Origin of the sequence: Paenarthrobacter sp. OM7 (assembly GCF_029873575.1) — a bacterium.
Lineage (GTDB): Bacteria > Actinomycetota > Actinomycetes > Actinomycetales > Micrococcaceae > Arthrobacter.
Window position 1 is genome coordinate 378,353 of record NZ_CP123579.1, and the last position, 16,222, is coordinate 394,574.

Consider the following 16,222-nt stretch of genomic DNA (forward strand, 5'->3'; position numbering starts at 1 on the left):
CAGTGCGGCCGTACGAGGCCGACGTAAATGATTGAGGTTCCAGACATGCATGACATCAAGTGCCCGCACTGCGGAGAGACATTTACTATCGACGAAGCCGGCTACGCCGACATCGCCAAGCAGGTTCGCGATGCTGAGTTCGAACAGCAGCTCAACGAACGGCTTGAACTGGCGGAGCAGGGCAAGGCCACTGCTCTCGAGCTCGCGGAGACGAAGTCCGCCAGCGAACGTCAGAAGATCGCGACGGCCAAGGATGCTGAGATCCAGGACCTGAAGTCGAAGCTCGATGCTGGTGAGGTTGCACAGAAGCTCGCCGTAGCAGAGGCGCTTGGAGCCGTCGAGAAGGAGCGCGATGGGCTGATGAAGGAGCTCGAGCAGGCGAAGCAGGAGAAACAGGCATCAGTTGAACTGGCCGAGGCGAAGCTCGCTAACGAACTTCAGAAGACTGCATCGGAGAAAGACTCCGATATCCAGGACCTCAAAGCGAAGCTCGAAGCCATCGAAACCGCGCAGAAGCTTGAGATCTCCGAAGCAGTCAACACAGTCGAAAAGGAGCGAGACAAACTCAAGAGCAGCCTTGAACGGGCCGATCTCGAGAAGCAGCTCGGTGAGAAGGCTCTGAAAGACAAGTACGAAACCCAGATCAAGGACCGTGAAGAACAGATCGAGCGGCTGCGGGACCTGAAAGCGAAGCTGTCGACCAAGATGGTCGGAGAAACTCTTGAACAGCACTGCGAGACCGAGTTCAACCGCATTCGTGCCACAGCCTTTCCCCTCGCCTATTTCGAGAAGGACAACGATGCGCGGGCCGGGAGCAAGGGTGATTACATCTTCCGCGACTCCGATAGTGCCGGTACTGAGATTGTGTCGATCATGTTTGAGATGAAGAACGAGAACGACGGAACCGCCACCAAGCATAAGAACGAAGACTTCCTGAAAGAGCTGGATAAGGATCGCACGGAGAAGGGGTGCGAGTACGCCGTGCTGGTCTCTTTGCTCGAGCCGGATAGCGAGCTCTACAACACCGGGATTGTCGATGTCTCTCACCGCTATCCGAAGATGTACGTCATCCGGCCGCAGTTCTTCATCCAGTTGATCGCGCTGCTGCGGAATGCCGCGATGAATTCGCTCGAATACAAGACCGAACTTGCGATGGTCAAGGCGCAGAACTTGGACATCACTAATTTCGAACAGCAGATCAGCGATTTCAAGGACGCGTTCGGTCGGAACTGGAGGCTCGCTTCCGACGGTTTCGTGGAGGCGATCAAGCGCATCGACGAAGCGATCAAGGACCTGGAAAAAACGAAAGTGGCGCTGCAGAAGTCTGCCGACAACCTGCGGCGTGCAAACGCCAAAGCCGACGATCTCACCATTAGGAAGCTCACGCGAGGCAACTCGACAATGACCACCAAATTTGCCGAGTTGGAGGCGGCGAAGACGGCAGGGTGGGACGTCAACTGAAACAGAGAAGGCCGGCAACTGAAAAGGTGCCGGCCTTCGCTTTTCTCCCTCGGTACTCACTCCCTGATTCGTGATCCGATCACCACGGTTGCCTCCAATTCCTCGTCCGAGGCCACCTTCGCGATGAACCCCGCCTCGCCTAGAATCCGAGCGGTCTCCAGCGCCTGTTGTCCCGAGGTTTCCATCACCACGGACCCTCCCGGCCCAAGCCACTGGGCCGCCCCCAGCGCTATCCGACGCTGCACCTCCAAACCGTCAGCGCCGCCGTCGAGCGCCAGCCGCGGCTCGTGGAGACGCGCCTCCGGCGGCATCATCCCGATTGACTCCGTGGGCACATACGGCGCGTTCGCCAGCAGGATGTCCACCTTCCCTCGCAGTTCCCGGGGAAGGGCGCCATAGAGATCGCCGTGGTGCACAGTGCCGCCCCGGGGCTCAACGTTGCGGCGCGCGCACTGGACCGCGACGGGGTCGATGTCCGCCGCGTGCAGCTCGCAGCTCCCCAGAAGATCGTTGAGCGCTGCACCTATGGCGCCGGAACCGCAGCAAAGGTCCACGACGACGGCACCGGGCTTGGCGATCATCGCCGCTTCCCGCACCAGGAACTCCGTGCGACGCCGCGGCACAAACACGCCAGGTCCCACGGACATGCGCTTCCCGCAGAAATTCGCCCAACCGACGATGTGTTCCAAGGGCTGTCCGCTGAGACGTTGGTCCACCATGCGGTTTAGCTCGTCCGGATGGTTGGCGGCCTCCAGGAGGAGGCGGGCCTCGTCCTCCGCGAAAACGCAGCCCGCTGCACGAAGTGTGGTGGCGATGGATGCTCTCCGGGTCACGTTTGCCATGCTAGCCGAGGAAGACTGGTGGGCCGGAAGGTGGATTGGACGTCGGATTGGAAGTCGCTGCAGGTGAGGGGTTCACAAATCCGCCGGGACTTGGTTAGGGTATGAAGCATGGGAACACTGATTTTTGAGTAGACCGGCCTCTGCCCGTAACGGCACAGCCGCGTTTCATCTGACAAAAATCCACGCCTGTTGAGGCCCTGCCTCCATGCCGTTCCCGTTCTCGACGCCTTTTTCCCGAACCGCAACGACATGGGATACGTGTCTCTTCAGGACTCAGACTTAAGGAGTCCACGAATGACTGCCAACCCTTCCGAAAACAACACCCCCGAGACCCCATCACCGGGAAGCTCAGCCAAAACTCCGGTATCCGGCGGCATCAAGTCCAAGCTGACCGATGCCCAGAAGGCCATGCTGGCCAGCAAATCCGGGGGCGGTGCACCGGCCGGCTGGCAGAGCACCGGCAAGGGGCACAAGCCCACCTCGGCCAGCGGCAAGCAGGCTAAGACCGAGAAGAAGGTCCGCTGGTAAAACCTGCGGACAGGCACACTGGAAAGGAAGAACCATGACTGCGAACTACGATTCCGAACGCATCAATCCTGAGGTTGCAAGCCACTTGGTGGAGTCCATGGACATGGCCCCGATGCCCGAGCCGACCACCATCGCCGTTGCACTTGGCGGTGACCAGGGCAGGCAGTGGCCGGACGGTAACGGTAAACGCCGCCACCCGAAGGAGCGCGACCAAGCCCACGGCCGCATGGGCCAAGGGGCAGCTGTTACGGCCATCCACAGGACCAGCCGCCCGCAAATGCCGCACTCCTCCTAGCGTTACCCGCACGGCACCACCCCTGCGTAGCCAGCCCAACTGAGTAACAGCAAACGTTCTACTGAACCTTCAATAGAGCGTTATCTGCGACTCAGTTGGGCTGGCTGACGTCTGAAGGGGACTTGTCCGGGCGCCAGCCGCGCCACACTGGGTGCCGTAGCCGGCCGGGTCCCGTCCATTCTCCGAAGGTCACCTCAGCCACCAGCCCAGGGCTGACCCACGTGGCACCTGCCGCGTCCTCACGGGGGATGTCGGCAAAGGGAGAGGCGCTCACCACGTGGGGCTCCAGCTTCTCCATAATGTCCCGCAGCTGCCAATCCTTGAACCCGCTTCCAACCCTGCCCACATAGTGCAGCTTGTCGCCGTCCGGGATGCCCAACAAGAGGGAACCGAACGTTCCGCTTCGGGCACCTGCGCCGGGACGCCAGCCACCCACCACCACCTCTTGGCTCTGCTCCAGCTTGAGCTTGAGCCAGGACCTGCTGCGGCGCCCAATGACGTAGCGGCTGTCAGCCTTCTTCGCCATCACACCTTCCAGGCCAAGCTCAGCGGCGCTGGCCATGAGGTCGTCCACGTCGTGATCCAGGACGGCAGACAAATGCAGCGGGCAGCCTTTGCGCAGGCGCGCCGCAAACCCCGAAAGCCTCTCGCGGCGATCACGGAACGGCAGCCCGCTCAGGTCCGTGCCGCCGTCGTAAAGAAGGTCGAACAGCATGAGCTGAACCGGCACAGCTGCCCGTGCCCGCTCAATGTCTGCGGTTTTGACCAGGTTCATCCGCTGCTGCAGCCGCCCGAAATCCGGCCTGTTCCCTTTGCCGAGCGCCACGATTTCGCCGTCAGCCACGAAGTTTCCGTCGGGCCAACAGCTGCGGTCAGTGAGCTCCGGGTAAGTTGCGGTGAGGTTGTTTCCGTTCCGGCTCATGAGCCGGATTTCCCCCTCGGTGCCCGTGATGATGGCGCGGATCCCGTCCCATTTCAGCTCATACAGCCAACCGTCGCCGCGGAGATCGTCCGTGGTCCCCGAGGTGGCTAGCATGGGGGCGTAGTTCGGTACGGGTTGGGGTGCGGCCGGCCCGGCAGGCGGTTGGGCCGGTGAGGGCTTCGCATGGCTGGCCGGTACGCCCTTCCGCGCTCCAGGCTGCTCCTTCATCAGGTGAATCAGCCAGTTCTGACCCGTGTTGATCAGTGCGAACCGTTTGGTACCGCCGAGGCCGCCGCCAGGCTCGCCAGTCAGTGTGGCAATGACTTCCTTGCCGTCACGCCATTTCTCGCACGTATACTCGCCGCGGTCCCAAATGGTCATGGTCCCTGCCCCGTACTCGCCCTTGGGGATGACGCCGGAGAAGGTCGCGTACTCCATGGGGTGGTCTTCCGTATGCACGGCCAGATTGTTCCGGTCGGGCGTTTCCGGCACGCCGCGGGGCAGGGCCCACGACGCCAGGACGCCGTTGCGCTCCAACCGCAGGTCCAGATGGTAGCGGCGCGCGTGGTGCTCCTGGATCACAAAGATACCGCCGGGTGGCGGCGGGTCGCCTGGTTTTGGCTGGTCAGATGACGAGGTGCCGGTTTGTTGGGAGGCGTTGGCAGCCGACGACGAGGGAAACGGCTCCGGGGTCCTGCCCGGATCGCGCATCCCAACGTACTTGGCGAGACGGCTCTCCACTGTCACCACGCGTTCCCTGGCGGCGACGCTGCCCGAACCGCCTGCGGCAGCACCGTCGTCGTCCTTCTCATCCTCGCCGTGGGGCGGAAGGTGCCGCCCGGAAATCGGCGCGAAGTGGTCTTTGCCCGTCTTGACGCGCTTCATCACGGCCAGAAAGTCCAAGTGCTCCAGCGACGCGGAGGTGAGTTCACGCCACGTACGCGGTGCTGCCACGGTAGGGCGCGCCTTGCCGCGGAGTGAGTAGGGAACGATGGTGGTTTTGTTCCCGCTGTTCTGGCTCCAGTCCACCAGCACCTTGCCGTGGCGGAGGGACTTTTTCATGTCGCTGACCACCAGTTCGGGGTGGTCGGACTCCAGTGCGCGGGCAAGCTCTTTGGCGAAGGCGGACACCTGCTCGGACTTCAGGGTCCCATCGAGGCCAGTGTAGAGGTGGATGCCTTTACTGCCGCTGGTGACGGGGACAGGGTCCATGCCCATGTCCTGCAGGATGGAACGGGCCAGCTTGGCCACCTCAACGCACTCGGGCAGTCCCGCCCCGGGACCGGGGTCAAGGTCCAGGACCAAGCGGTCGGGGCGGAGCGGTTTCCCTGAAGGATTCACTTGCCACTGCGGAACGTGGATTTCCAGCGAGGCGATCTGGGCCATCCACGTCAGCGTGGCCAGGTTGTTGACCATGGGGTAAACGTTGGCGTGGTCCGAATGCTGAATGGCGGCACGGGGAATCCACCGGGGTGCGGAGTCCTCAAGGTTTTTCTGGAAGAACACCTGCCCGGGATCCTCGGCAGTGCCCACTCCGTTGACCCACCGCTTCCGGGTCACCGGCCTGTTGGCCGCCGCGGGAATGAGGAAAGGAGCGACGGCGGCGTAGTACTCCAGCACTTCGGCCTTGGTGGTCCCGGTTTCCGGGTAGATGATTTTCCCCAGGTTGGTGAGGGTGAGCTCGTGGCCTTCCACGTTCACGCGCTCCTGTTGTTTGCCTGCCACCTCTTCTCCTCTGCTGTGTTGTGCTGTTGACTGGGTGCATGAGGGCCATCTGGAAGGGATCTATCGCGTTCGGTCTGGTCAACGTACCAGTGAAGCTCTACAGTGCCACGGAGGATCACGATATTAGCCTGCACCAAGTCCACAACAAGGACGGCGGGCGTATTCGGTACCAGCGCAAATGCGAAATTTGTGGCGACGTTGTGGCGTACGAGGACATTGACAAGGCCTACGAAGAAGAGGGCCGCACCGTTGTCCTGACGTCCGCGGAATTGAAGTCGTTGCCGGAGGAGAACAGCCGCGAAATTGAGGTGGTGGAGTTCATCCCCGCAGAGCAACTGGACCCCATCATGTATGAACGCAGCTATTTCCTGGAGCCGGATTCCAAATCGCCCAAGGCTTACATGTTGCTGAGGCAGACGTTGGAGGACACGGACAGGATTGCCATTGTCCAGTACGCGCTGCGGCAGAAGACCCGTTTGGGTGCGCTGCGGGTTCGGGGTGATGTGCTGCTGCTGCAGGCTTTGCTGTGGGGCGACGAAGTCCGTGAAGCCAAATTCCCCTCCCTTGAGAGCGACATCAAGATTTCGGACAAGGAACTGGAGATGTCTTCCGCCCTGGTGGAATCCATGGCTCATGACTTTGATCCCGATGAATACACCGATGACTACCAAGTGCAGTTGAAGACGTTGATCGAGGCCAAGCTGGACAAGGGTGAGGCGCTGGACACTGAGGCCACGTTCGGCGTTGTTGAGGGCGAAGGAGAAGGCGGCGACGTCATCGACCTCATGGAGGCCCTCAAGCGCAGCCTGGACAAGAAGCGCGGCAAGGAAAAAGCGGACGACGACGGCGCTGCCGCCGCCAAAACTGCCAGCAAGCCAAAGTCGCGGGCCAAGAAAAAGGCCTGAACCGGCGTCGTCATCTGTTTTCTCTTGGCTTTAGTGATTCCGCAACGTGGAAATGAACTTGGTTTTCTTCTTGTGTGAACAGCGTTTGGGGAAAAGTTCCTCGGCGGGCTTTCAACCGCTGGAATTCTTCTTTCCTGGCATGGTTCCGTTGTCCTTATCGGCTAGGTGCCCGTCTCGTAGTGCGGCTCTGCCACGGGCTTTGATTCCGGCGAGCCCCTCTCTCGAAGGTACACAGAAGCGCCCACCAAAACGGCTACGGCCAGGAACTCGCTTTGCCAGTTTTGGAAGGACTCAAACCAGAATTGGCTGGAACCGATGTACTCCCAAGTGGAGACCTCCGGGAGACCATGGCTGAGCTGTTCGTCGTTGTAAGCGGCCGCACCGCCTACGGCGTGCAGGGTGAAGGAGAGCAGGAAAAGAAGGCCCAGCAGGCCAGACAACGAGTGCTCGTAGACCTTCAGAACCCAACCGCCCCGCCTGACCGGCCACGGGGTCTTGGCGGACATTTTGGCATCGCGGGGATCCTCGTCCTGGGGTGCGTCCTTATCCACAGGTTTGGATTCCGAGGAGCCGCGCTGGAACAGGAAAACCGTCAGGACCACATACATGGCCATCTGAAGGAACTCCGATTCCCAGTTCTCAAAAATCGCTTCCCAGAAGCTGCCTGATGTCAGAAAATCCGATACACCGGTTGCCGGCCCACCGTGTGCTTGCTGTTCCTCGCTGTGATTGGCAGCTCCTGAGAGGATCATTCCTCCGAGGAAGACGACGAACAGGCCTGCATTGACCAGCAGCAAGCCGTGGTCCTTGACCCAGTGACGCGGGGGCTTGGTGTCGTTGCCGGAACTGTGGTTGTGCTTGGCGGGTCGCAGCATCCCACTCACTCTTCCTTTGCCGTCCCGTTGTTGCCGCTGCCGTTCCGGACGGCCCGGCGGTGCAGCCACAGCGGCGTTCCCACCACCAGGAGCAGCAGCACCAGGACGATGAATCCGGCTGCAACAAGCCCGGCGGTCCGTCCAGCGGTAAAGTCGAAAACCAGGGTGGCGGAGCCAACAATCAACAAGGCCACGCCGGCCAGCGCCCACTTGGTCACAACGTCGGCGCTGGAGACCAAGGTGGCCTTGAGTCCCCTGCGGAACAGGCGGCGATGAACACTGACGGGCAGCACAATCAGGACGGTGGTCAGCGCTGCCACCATCACGTTGAACAGGTACAGGCTCCGCTGCCAGTCGTCCAGGAGTTCGAATCGTTCCTGAAAGGGGAGCGTGAGCAGGAAGCCGCCAAGGATTTGCACCCCCGTTTGGAGAACCCGTAACTCCTGGATCAATTCCATCCAGTTGCGGTCCATCCGTTCCTCGGTGGACTCGTTCCTGCCGATTCTGGGAGCCTGCTCCGGCTCAACCATCTATGCACCTCCGTGGTGGTTTCTGTGGACGCCGACCAAGCACCGGACTACGGTCGGAACTGTCAGCATTCCTCGATTTCTTTATCGGGGCCTCGCCGGATTTTCAAGGAGGAACAATGAGTCAGGACGATCACCGGGTAGACCCGGACAACGAACCCGGGGGTTACGGAACGCCTACCCCCGAACAGGAAGTGCCTGGCCAGGGAGATCAACGCGAGACTCCGGAGCGGCCCGCTCAGGGGGTGCCTGACGCTCCCGGCGACGAGTTCCCGACGCCAAAGGACCCTGATGCTGCCCCGCCGCCCCCGGCCACCGGTGATGGCCCGGTCCGGGAGTAGTCCAGGGCGGGCGTTGCTGCGGCGTGGGACCGGCTCGGCGCTGGGAATGGTTCGGCGTGGAGAGCAGGAACGCCGGAGGCAGTGCCTCCGGCGTTCGACCCTGTCCCGTCTAGACCGTATGTCCCCTGCGGCCCGACATAAAGCTCAGCAGCCAGCCAATGGCTGCGACGACGAGGAGGACGACGCCTACCCACAGAAGCCAGCTCAGTGCTTCGGTAAAGCCGCCTACCAAGAGAAGAACAATTGCTACTACACCAGCAATGATCAGAAGTGTATTCATGGTCAGCACATTCCTTTCTGGGGGAATCTTTGACTAATGTCGCCGGTTCCCAACTATGCATTCCGATTACTTCGATTGAGTTATGCCGGTACTTGGAGGCGTTCCGTCGCCTCAAAGTGCCTTTGCCGTTATTGCCTGCCGGCGGTCCTCCGGAGTGCGGGTTCGCCAGTCGTGAACACTAACTGTTCCCATTGTACTACTAAGCTTCCTTATGAAAGGCTTATTGAAGTCGTCACCTGATGATTGGGCAGTTGCCACAGATAACTTTGTGGCACGTTTTAGGCTCACATGAACGTCTATGAGAGGAACACATGAAAGCGTCACAGCAGCTTGCAGACAACCTTCAGATCGTCCTGACAGACCTTATTGAGCTACAGCTTCAAGGCAAGCAGGCGCACTGGAACATAGTGGGGCCAAACTTCCGCGACCTTCACCTCCAGCTGGACGAGCTGGTAGTTGCCACGCGCGAATTCGCTGACGACACCGCCGAGCGTATGAGGGCCCTCCACGCCCTGCCTGATGGCCGTAGTGCGACCATCGCCAAGGGCACGCGTCTGGAGGAGTTCCCGGCAGGCCTGGTCAACACCAAGAATGCGGTCAAGCTGGTCACTGACCGTGTGGAGCGTGCTGTCCAGACAATGCGCGATGTCCATGACGAAGTGGATGAGGAAGACCCCACGACGGCGGACCTGCTGCACGCATTCATCTCCCGCCTTGAGCAGCTGGTGTGGATGATCAACGCGGAAATCATGAACGCCGGCGCTGCAGTGACGGATCCGGACGAGGCCTAGAACTCAACGGGCCGGGCCGATCACGAGTAGGGCGGAAGAACTGTGCCACGACTTAAGCGCACTGACCTGTCCAAGCCCGGCATCGTCCGCCGTAAGGTGGGAAAAGGGTTCAGCTACCGGCACCCCGACGGGAGCCTGGTCAGCAAAGAGGATCGCCAGCGCATCAATGCGTTGGCGATCCCGCCTGCATGGACCGATGTGTGGATCAGTCCTTTCGAGAATGGGCACATCCTTGCCACGGGCGTCGATGATGCAGGGCGCAGCCAGTACATTTACCACCCCACGTGGCGGGAGCGGAAGGACACCGAGAAGTTCATTCGGGCCGCCAAGCTGGGACTGGTCCTGCCGGCGATCCGGCGCAACGTCACCGTCCACCTGCAGAACACCGAAGATCCGCGGCAACAGACCCTCGCCGCGGCAGTGCGGCTGATGGACCTCGGCGCCCTTCGGGTTGGCTCCGAGGTCTACATGAAGCAAAACGGCTCCTATGGGCTCACCACGCTTCGATGCCGTCATGCCCGGGTGGAAGGGCATGATGTCTTCCTGAAGTTCCCGGGCAAAAGCGGACAACTGTGGGACAAGTCAATCCGCGACCCCGCCTTGGCCGCCTTTTTGGAACCGCTGGCCGAGCGCCCCGGCAAGGAACGCCTGCTGGCTTACCTCTCGGAGGGAACGTGGGTCTCCGTGGACGCGTCCATGATCAATGAGTATCTCCGGGGTATCTCAGGGGAGGCGTACACCTCCAAGGATTTCAGGACATGGAAGGGCACTGCTGCCGCTGCCCTCTGCCTCATCAAGTCCGGACACAAGGGAACCCCCAGGCAAGCCATTGTGCGGGCCATCAAGGAGGCCTCGGAACTCCTGGGCAACACGCCCTCGGTGGCGCGCTCATCCTATGTGGATCCGCGGATTATCGAGGCCTACCTCTCCGGAGAACTGAAGGACGTGAAGCCCACGGAAGCATCGATCGCGGCCTACCTGAATGGCGAAACGCCGAAGATGCAGCCAGAGGTGGCCGCCAAGTCCTGACGTCGGCCGCTCGAGCGCATTCTATGAGTACACTCGTACTAATAAAGCTCGGCCGGAAAAACGTTGAGGAGCGGTAAATGATCCTGATCGCGATCGTGGTGTGCGAAGTTGCGTTCTGGGTGGCGATCATCGCCGGGCTCGCAGCGCGGTATCTGCTGCGGAAACCCCGCCTTGGCAGCGCTCTCCTGATCCTTGCTCCGGTGATCGATGCTGTCCTGCTTGCCCTGGTGGCAGTCGATCTCCTGGGCGGGGGAACAGCCTCATGGCAGCACGGACTGGCGGCGATCTACATTGGCGTTTCCATCGCGTACGGCAAACGCATGGTGGCATGGGCCGATGCGCACTTCCAACACCGGTTCTCCGGCGGCCCCGCGCCGGAAAAACTCACAGGAACCCGCTACACGGCCAAATGCTGGCGGGATGTCATCCTTACGGCGTTGGCAGTGGTCATCGCCGCTGCCACGCTGGGAGCGATCATTCTGCTGGTCAACGACGCGGAACGAACCTCAGCGCTCTCGGAATTCTTTCGCATTCTGGGAATCATCTTCGCCATCGACTTCCTTTGGGCAGTGAGTTACACGATCTGGCCGAAGAAGGCCGCCCGAGCCGTGCCCGCTGCTGCTTCTTCTTCGCGGTGAAACGCCATGCCCCGGAGAATCGACGCAGAGGCACGCACCGCAGCGATTGCGGAGGCTTCATTACGTGTCCTTGAACGTGATGGGCTCCAGGGCCTGTCTGTGCGCGGGGTTGCAGCGGAAGCGGGCATTGCCGCCGCTTCGTTGCGGCGGGCCTTTGCCACGCAGCATGCCCTCAGGGAGTACTGCCTGCAACTCATTGAGGACCGGGTCACCGCCAGGGTCTCCGCGCTGGAGCTGACCGGCCGCGCGCTGGTTGATGGGTTGCTGCTGCAGTTGCTCCCTCTCGACCAAGAGCGACGCTTGGAACTGGTTGCGCAAGTCCAACTCGGCGTTCTCTCCCTTACCGACAGCGAGCTTCGTCCTGCTGCAACCAGGCTAAGCGACGCAGTAGGGCGCGCATGCCACGCAGCGGTACAAATACTGGCTGAAGCGGGTCAGTTCAACAGCGAGCGTGATCCAGAGTATGAAGCGCAGCGGCTACGTGCCCTTCTTGACGGAATCGCGATGCATGGGCTGTGGAGCGGGGAACTGCCGGAGTCGAGTCAGATGCCCGGCGTGCTCGCTCGCCATCTCGACGAGCTCGCCGATCCATAACCCGTTGTGGCTGCGGACGCCGACAGCACAAAAAGAGCCTGGCGACACCCGAATCCGGGTGTCGCCAGGCTCTTTGCGCAGCGCTGAGGGTTGCGTGTCCCTACTCGGCGTCGTGGTCCGTTTCCAGGATCTTCACCAGGCTGTCCAGGGCGGCGTCCGCACCTTCACCTTCGGCGCGCAGCACCACCACGTCACCGTGGGAGGCGCCCAGGCTCATCAGGGACAGGATGCTGGCCGCGTCCATGGCGTCATCTGCGGGTTCACCCTGGCGGGCGATGGTGACATCGAGGTCCAGGTCCCCTGCTGCCTCGGCAAAGATGGCTGCAGGGCGGGCGTGGAGGCCGACGCGGCTTGCGATGGTGGCTGTACGTTCTGGCATTGGTGCTCCTTTTGTGAAGGCTGGCGGTTGTGGGAGGTGGCGTTGTGGGAAGTCTAGACCGCTGATGGGTTGAGACGCTTGGGTTTTGGACGCCGGAGTTTTAGACGCTGGCGGTTGCCGGGGTGGCTTCCACTTCCACCGGCTTTTTGACGGCAAAGCGCTTGAGGGCGATGACGGCCAACGCGCTGACCACCATTCCAGCCACGATGGCGATGATGAACATCGGCAGGTTGCCAATGGCGAAGAAGACGAAGAAACCGCCGTGGGGAGCCTGGGAAGTTACTCCCGTGGCCATGCAGAGTGCACCGGTCAGGGCGCCGCCCACCATGCTGGCGGGAATGACCCGCAGGGGGTCTGCTGCAGCGAAGGGAATGGCACCTTCGGAGATGAAGGATGCACCCAGCAGCCAGGCCGCCTTGCCGTTTTCACGCTCGTTGAGGGTGAAGAGCTTCTTGTTCAGGACCGTGGCAAGGGCCATGGCCAGCGGCGGAACCATGCCGGCCGCCATCACTGTGCCCATGATCAGCCACGGAGCCTGGTTGTCTGCGCTGCCCGCGCTCAGGCCGGCAACTGCGAAGGCGTAGGCAACCTTGTTGACCGGACCGCCGAGGTCGAAGCACATCATGAGTCCAAGGATGATGCCGAGAACTACAGCGGAGGCGCCACTCATGCCGGTGAGCCAGTTGTTGAGAGCCACCGTAAGGCCGGCAATGGGACCACCGAGGACCAGGAACATCAATCCGGACGCGACGATGGAAGCAAGCAGCGGGATGATGACGACGGGCATGAGGCCACGGAGCCAGCGGGGTACCTGCCAGGTTCCGATCAGATGCGCGACGTAGCCGGCCAGGAGGCCGCCGACGATGCCGCCGAGGAACCCTGCGCCCATGAAGCCTGATACAGCACCGGCGACGAAGCCGGGTGCAATACCGGGCCGGTCGGCGATGGCGTAGGCGATGTATCCAGCCAATGCCGGGACCAGGAAGCCCATGGACAGGGCGCCGATCTTGAACAGGACCGCACCAAGGTAGATGGCGAGTCCGCCTTCCGGCAGATTGCCGAAGTTGTTCTCCAGCACCACCTTGTCCGCTACCTCAGTGATGTCGTAGCCGCCCAGCAGGAAGCCGAGGGCAATCAGCAAACCACCGCCGGCCACGAACGGAATCATGTAGCTGACGCCGGTGAGAAGTGCTCGCTTCAGCTTCTGGCCAATGTGTTCACCCTTCTCCTCCTCGGCACGCTCAGCCTGCTCTTCGGCCCCGGCATGGGGAACGCGGCGTGCGCGGGGGTCCTCGGCAGCTGCAAGTGCTTCCTGGACCATCTTGGTGGGTTCGTCGATGCCACGTTTGACTGGAGCGTTGATGACCGGCTTGCCAGCGAAGCGCTCCTTGCCGCGAACATCAACGTCGACGGCGAAGATCACCGCGTCGGCTGCTGCAATCACGGCCGGGTCCAGCGGCTTGGCGCCTGAGGAACCCTGGGTCTCCACCTGCAGGTCCACGCCCATTTCCTTGGCCGCGGCAACCAGCGAGTCAGCAGCCATGTACGTGTGTGCAATACCCGTGGGGCAAGCGGTCACCGCCACAATGCGCTTGGGTGCGGCAGTCGTCGTCGAGCTTTCTGTAGGAGCAGCGGCAGCGGCTGGTGCAGCAGCCGGCTTGTCTGCCAAGGCGCCATCAACCAGTTCAACGATCTCTTCAGGGGAAGACGCCGCACGCAGTGCTGCCGTGAAGTCTTTTTTGATGAGGGACCGGGCCAGCTTGGACAGCAGCTTCAAGTGTTCCTGGTCTGCGCCGTCCGGGGCTGCGATGAAGAAGATCAGGTCTGCCGGGCCGTCCTTGGCGCCGAAGTCCACCTTGTGGGACAGCCGGGCCATGGCCAAAGCAGGTTCCTGGACCGCAGCAGAGCGGCAGTGCGGGATGGCGATGCCGCCGGGGACGCCGGTTGCGGTCTTCTGCTCGCGGGCGAAGGCGTCGGCAAAGAGCCCTTCAACCTCGGAAGCACGGCCGGTGGCGGCAACTTTGCCGGCCAGGACGCGGATGACGTCGGCAGGGGAGTCGCCCAGGTTTTGGTCGAGGGTGACCAATTGGGTTGTGATCAGCTGGGTCACTGTGAGTCCTTCTGGAGGGCCGTGATGGTTACGGCATTGGGGGTTGTCTGGTGGACTGCCGGGACAGTGGAGCCCGGCAGGGAGGCAGCAGCGGCACCATGTGCCACGGCTTGACGAAGGCAGTCCTGCGCGGAGCCGCCTTGGGTTGCAGCCAGCAAGTAGCCGGCCAGTGCAGAGTCCCCGGCGCCTACCGTGCTGACGGCTTTAATGGGCGGATGCGTGGCCAACCACGCTCCGTCCGCCGTCACCAGGATTGCTCCTTTGGACCCGAGTGTTGCGAGAACGGCGGCTACACCGCTGGCGACGACGGCGGCTGCAGCTTCAGCGGCTTTGGCCGGATCCGCTTCCAGTTCGTCAGCAGTGGAGACGCTGGTGAAACCGGCGGCGGCGGCAAGCTCTGCGAGCTCTTCCGCGTTCGGCTTCAGGAGGTCCGGCTTCCCGGAGGCATCGCCCACCAAAGCCGCCGCAAGCGGCGCCCCGGAGGAGTCAATGGCGATGCTTGGGGAGGCCGTTCCATCCGGGATCGACCGGAGCCGACGGGCGATGGTGGCGTAAAAATCCGCGGGAACTCCTGGTGGGAGCGAACCTGCGAGTACCACCCAGCTGGCGCCGCGGGAGCGTTCCAGCAGCAGCCCGATCAGGGCTTCCTGCTGTTCCTCGCTCAGCTCCGGGCCGGGTTCATTGATCTTGGTGGTGACGCCGTCCGGTTCGGTGAGCGTGACGTTGCTGCGCAGCGCCTGGCCGATGGGCAGCGCCGCGAATGGCACACCGCCGTCGTGCAGTCCGGAAAGGACCGGGTCCGAATCCGCGCCTGGAAGGACTGCCACGGTGTCGAGGCCGGAGGCCACGAGGGCCCGTGAAACGTTGACGCCCTTTCCGCCCGATTCCTGATGGACGGCCACGGCGCGCTGCACCTCGCCGCGGGCCAGGGCGCCGGGGAGTTCCACCGTGCGGTCCAGGCTGGGGTTGGCGGTCAAGGTGACGATCATGCGATCACCACGTCTACGCCGGCGTCGGCCAAGGCCGCGGCGAGTTCTGCGGATGGTTGGCTGTCTGTAATCAAGGTGTCGACATCCTTCAAGGTGGCGAACTGGACCAGCGTTTCGGAGTCCAGCTTGGAAGAATCGGCCAGGGCCACCACGCGGCGGGCTGAGGTGACGAAAGCGGCTTTTACAGCTGCTTCCTCAGGATCGGGGGTGCTGAGGCCGAAGGTTGCGTGGATGCCGTTGGCGCCCACAAAAGCGATGTCCGGGCGAAGTTTGTACGCGGCTTCCACCGTGGACTGCCCGACGGCGGCTTGCGTCAACCCGCGGACCCGGCCGCCAAGGATCTGCAGTGCTATACCCGGGGTGGAGGAGAGTTTTCCTGCGATGGGAATGGCGTGGGTAATCACCACGAGTTCATCGTTTCCGTTGGCCGCGGGTGTCCGCTGCGCCAGCAGGTCTGCAAGGGTTTCCGTGGTGGAACCTGCGTCCAGCAGGATGCTGCCTGTTGTCAGCTCCGGGATCAGCGCGAGGGCGGCGTTTGCGATGCGGAGTTTCTCCACCTGCCGCTGTACCGCCCGTTCGAGGATGCTTTCCTCGCGGGTGCTCAGGCGGTCGGAAGGTACCGCGCCACCATGGACGCGGCGCAGGTTCCCGGAGACTTCGAGGGCCGCGAGGTCGCGGCGGATTGTCTCAGTGGTGATGCTGAAACGGTCGGCAAGGTCCGTGACGCTCACCCGTCCGCGCTCTGCGACGAGTGCGGAGATCAGTTGCTGGCGTTCTTCGGCGAACACTTACCCTCCATTGCGGTCAAGCCAGGTCTTCAGGACGGCCACTTCAGTGACTGCTGTCACAACGATGTGGAATTGCTTGACTCTATCTTTGTTTGTGTTGGTTAGTCAAGGGAAATCAACATAAACAAAGATCGTTGGAGGTATCCGTTTCGTCCCCGGGCACGGCAAAGGGCATGCCGCGCTCCCTGTAGCGCGACATGCCC

Annotated in this window: 18 protein-coding genes; 9 read left to right on the forward strand and 9 right to left on the reverse strand. The window is 62.1% G+C overall.

What is annotated here, in order from left to right:
• The first annotated feature begins 45 nt into the window (after positions 1-45).
• A complete protein-coding gene (locus tag QEH68_RS01825; RefSeq protein ID WP_280626023.1) occupies positions 46-1,461 on the forward strand; it encodes a DUF2130 domain-containing protein in 1,416 nt (471 codons plus the stop codon).
• Between the two features lie 56 nt (positions 1,462-1,517).
• Here the strand turns inward: QEH68_RS01825 and QEH68_RS01830 are convergent, their stop codons facing one another.
• Positions 1,518-2,294, reverse strand: a complete 777-nt coding sequence (locus QEH68_RS01830; RefSeq protein WP_280626025.1) for a putative protein N(5)-glutamine methyltransferase — start codon at positions 2,292-2,294, stop codon at positions 1,518-1,520.
• Between the two features lie 303 nt (positions 2,295-2,597).
• On the opposite strand from QEH68_RS01830, the gene QEH68_RS01835 reads away from it, so the two are divergent.
• Both QEH68_RS01835 and QEH68_RS01840 read left to right on the forward strand, forming a co-directional pair.
• A complete protein-coding gene (locus QEH68_RS01835; protein WP_207595895.1) occupies positions 2,598-2,831 on the forward strand; it encodes a hypothetical protein in 234 nt (77 codons plus the stop codon).
• Between the two features lie 34 nt (positions 2,832-2,865).
• The gene (locus QEH68_RS01840) at positions 2,866-3,126 is read left to right on the forward strand and encodes a hypothetical protein (RefSeq protein ID WP_207595896.1); all 261 of its coding nucleotides are present in this window, start codon (positions 2,866-2,868) and stop codon (positions 3,124-3,126) included.
• Between the two features lie 91 nt (positions 3,127-3,217).
• Here the strand turns inward: QEH68_RS01840 and QEH68_RS01845 are convergent, their stop codons facing one another.
• Entirely contained in the window at positions 3,218-5,773 is a 2,556-nt protein-coding gene (locus tag QEH68_RS01845) for an ATP-dependent DNA ligase (RefSeq protein WP_280626028.1), read from the reverse strand.
• 38 nt (positions 5,774-5,811) lie between these two features.
• Between QEH68_RS01845 and QEH68_RS01850 the strand changes: the two genes are divergently transcribed.
• A complete protein-coding gene (locus tag QEH68_RS01850; protein WP_280626030.1) occupies positions 5,812-6,678 on the forward strand; it encodes a Ku protein in 867 nt (288 codons plus the stop codon).
• 161 nt (positions 6,679-6,839) lie between these two features.
• Here the strand turns inward: QEH68_RS01850 and QEH68_RS01855 are convergent, their stop codons facing one another.
• Both QEH68_RS01855 and QEH68_RS01860 read right to left on the reverse strand, forming a co-directional pair.
• Complete coding sequence (locus QEH68_RS01855; RefSeq protein ID WP_207595906.1) at positions 6,840-7,553, reverse strand: DUF6766 family protein; 714 nt, start codon at positions 7,551-7,553, stop codon at positions 6,840-6,842.
• 5 nt (positions 7,554-7,558) lie between these two features.
• The gene (locus QEH68_RS01860) at positions 7,559-8,083 is read right to left on the reverse strand and encodes a DUF6328 family protein (protein WP_207595908.1); all 525 of its coding nucleotides are present in this window, start codon (positions 8,081-8,083) and stop codon (positions 7,559-7,561) included.
• A 116-nt stretch (positions 8,084-8,199) separates the two neighbouring features.
• On the opposite strand from QEH68_RS01860, the gene QEH68_RS01865 reads away from it, so the two are divergent.
• Positions 8,200-8,421: a hypothetical protein gene (locus tag QEH68_RS01865; RefSeq protein WP_280626038.1), complete on the forward strand. Its 222-nt coding sequence runs from the start codon at positions 8,200-8,202 to the stop codon at positions 8,419-8,421.
• Between the two features lie 109 nt (positions 8,422-8,530).
• On the opposite strand, the gene QEH68_RS01870 is transcribed toward QEH68_RS01865, so the two are convergent.
• Positions 8,531-8,701, reverse strand: a complete 171-nt coding sequence (locus QEH68_RS01870; protein ID WP_207595912.1) for a hypothetical protein — start codon at positions 8,699-8,701, stop codon at positions 8,531-8,533.
• A gap of 311 nt (positions 8,702-9,012) precedes the next feature.
• Between QEH68_RS01870 and QEH68_RS01875 the strand changes: the two genes are divergently transcribed.
• The 4 genes from QEH68_RS01875 to QEH68_RS01890 all read left to right on the forward strand — a co-directional run bounded on the left by QEH68_RS01875 (position 9,013) and on the right by QEH68_RS01890 (position 11,753).
• Positions 9,013-9,492 (forward strand): DNA starvation/stationary phase protection protein, encoded by a 480-nt coding sequence (locus QEH68_RS01875; RefSeq protein ID WP_024819119.1) that lies wholly within the window; start codon positions 9,013-9,015, stop codon positions 9,490-9,492.
• A gap of 42 nt (positions 9,493-9,534) precedes the next feature.
• The gene (locus tag QEH68_RS01880; protein ID WP_280626044.1) at positions 9,535-10,521 is read left to right on the forward strand and encodes a DNA topoisomerase IB; all 987 of its coding nucleotides are present in this window, start codon (positions 9,535-9,537) and stop codon (positions 10,519-10,521) included.
• A gap of 77 nt (positions 10,522-10,598) precedes the next feature.
• Positions 10,599-11,159, forward strand: a complete 561-nt coding sequence (locus QEH68_RS01885; protein ID WP_207595915.1) for a hypothetical protein — start codon at positions 10,599-10,601, stop codon at positions 11,157-11,159.
• A gap of 6 nt (positions 11,160-11,165) precedes the next feature.
• Positions 11,166-11,753: a TetR family transcriptional regulator C-terminal domain-containing protein gene (locus tag QEH68_RS01890; protein WP_207595917.1), complete on the forward strand. Its 588-nt coding sequence runs from the start codon at positions 11,166-11,168 to the stop codon at positions 11,751-11,753.
• Between the two features lie 100 nt (positions 11,754-11,853).
• Here the strand turns inward: QEH68_RS01890 and QEH68_RS01895 are convergent, their stop codons facing one another.
• The 4 genes from QEH68_RS01895 to QEH68_RS01910 form a co-directional block, all read right to left on the reverse strand.
• Positions 11,854-12,132: an HPr family phosphocarrier protein gene (locus QEH68_RS01895; protein WP_017197107.1), complete on the reverse strand. Its 279-nt coding sequence runs from the start codon at positions 12,130-12,132 to the stop codon at positions 11,854-11,856.
• 100 nt (positions 12,133-12,232) lie between these two features.
• Positions 12,233-14,242: a fructose-specific PTS transporter subunit EIIC gene (locus QEH68_RS01900; protein ID WP_280626052.1), complete on the reverse strand. Its 2,010-nt coding sequence runs from the start codon at positions 14,240-14,242 to the stop codon at positions 12,233-12,235.
• A complete protein-coding gene (locus QEH68_RS01905; RefSeq protein WP_207595921.1) occupies positions 14,239-15,231 on the reverse strand; it encodes a hexose kinase in 993 nt (330 codons plus the stop codon). The genes QEH68_RS01900 and QEH68_RS01905 overlap by 4 nt, the downstream gene beginning before the upstream one ends.
• The gene (locus tag QEH68_RS01910; protein WP_280626056.1) at positions 15,228-16,019 is read right to left on the reverse strand and encodes a DeoR/GlpR family DNA-binding transcription regulator; all 792 of its coding nucleotides are present in this window, start codon (positions 16,017-16,019) and stop codon (positions 15,228-15,230) included. Before QEH68_RS01910 ends, QEH68_RS01905 begins: the two co-directional genes overlap by 4 nt.
• Positions 16,020-16,222: the final 203 nt, after the last annotated feature.

Bases quoted from the DNA above. Each gene is read 5' to 3' on its own strand.
- QEH68_RS01825 (WP_280626023.1), top strand. From the start codon at position 46: ATGCATGACATCAAGTGCCCGCACTGCGGAGAGACATTTACTATCGAC.
- QEH68_RS01835 (WP_207595895.1), top strand. From the start codon at position 2,598: ATGACTGCCAACCCTTCCGAAAACAACACCCCCGAGACCCCATCACCG.
- QEH68_RS01840 (WP_207595896.1), top strand. From the start codon at position 2,866: ATGACTGCGAACTACGATTCCGAACGCATCAATCCTGAGGTTGCAAGC.
- QEH68_RS01850 (WP_280626030.1), top strand. From the start codon at position 5,812: ATGAGGGCCATCTGGAAGGGATCTATCGCGTTCGGTCTGGTCAACGTA.
- QEH68_RS01855 (WP_207595906.1), bottom strand. From the start codon at position 7,553: ATGCTGCGACCCGCCAAGCACAACCACAGTTCCGGCAACGACACCAAG.
- QEH68_RS01860 (WP_207595908.1), bottom strand. From the start codon at position 8,083: ATGGTTGAGCCGGAGCAGGCTCCCAGAATCGGCAGGAACGAGTCCACC.
- QEH68_RS01865 (WP_280626038.1), top strand. From the start codon at position 8,200: ATGAGTCAGGACGATCACCGGGTAGACCCGGACAACGAACCCGGGGGT.
- QEH68_RS01870 (WP_207595912.1), bottom strand. From the start codon at position 8,701: ATGAATACACTTCTGATCATTGCTGGTGTAGTAGCAATTGTTCTTCTC.
- QEH68_RS01875 (WP_024819119.1), top strand. From the start codon at position 9,013: ATGAAAGCGTCACAGCAGCTTGCAGACAACCTTCAGATCGTCCTGACA.
- QEH68_RS01885 (WP_207595915.1), top strand. From the start codon at position 10,599: ATGATCCTGATCGCGATCGTGGTGTGCGAAGTTGCGTTCTGGGTGGCG.
- QEH68_RS01890 (WP_207595917.1), top strand. From the start codon at position 11,166: ATGCCCCGGAGAATCGACGCAGAGGCACGCACCGCAGCGATTGCGGAG.
- QEH68_RS01895 (WP_017197107.1), bottom strand. From the start codon at position 12,132: ATGCCAGAACGTACAGCCACCATCGCAAGCCGCGTCGGCCTCCACGCC.
- QEH68_RS01905 (WP_207595921.1), bottom strand. From the start codon at position 15,231: ATGATCGTCACCTTGACCGCCAACCCCAGCCTGGACCGCACGGTGGAA.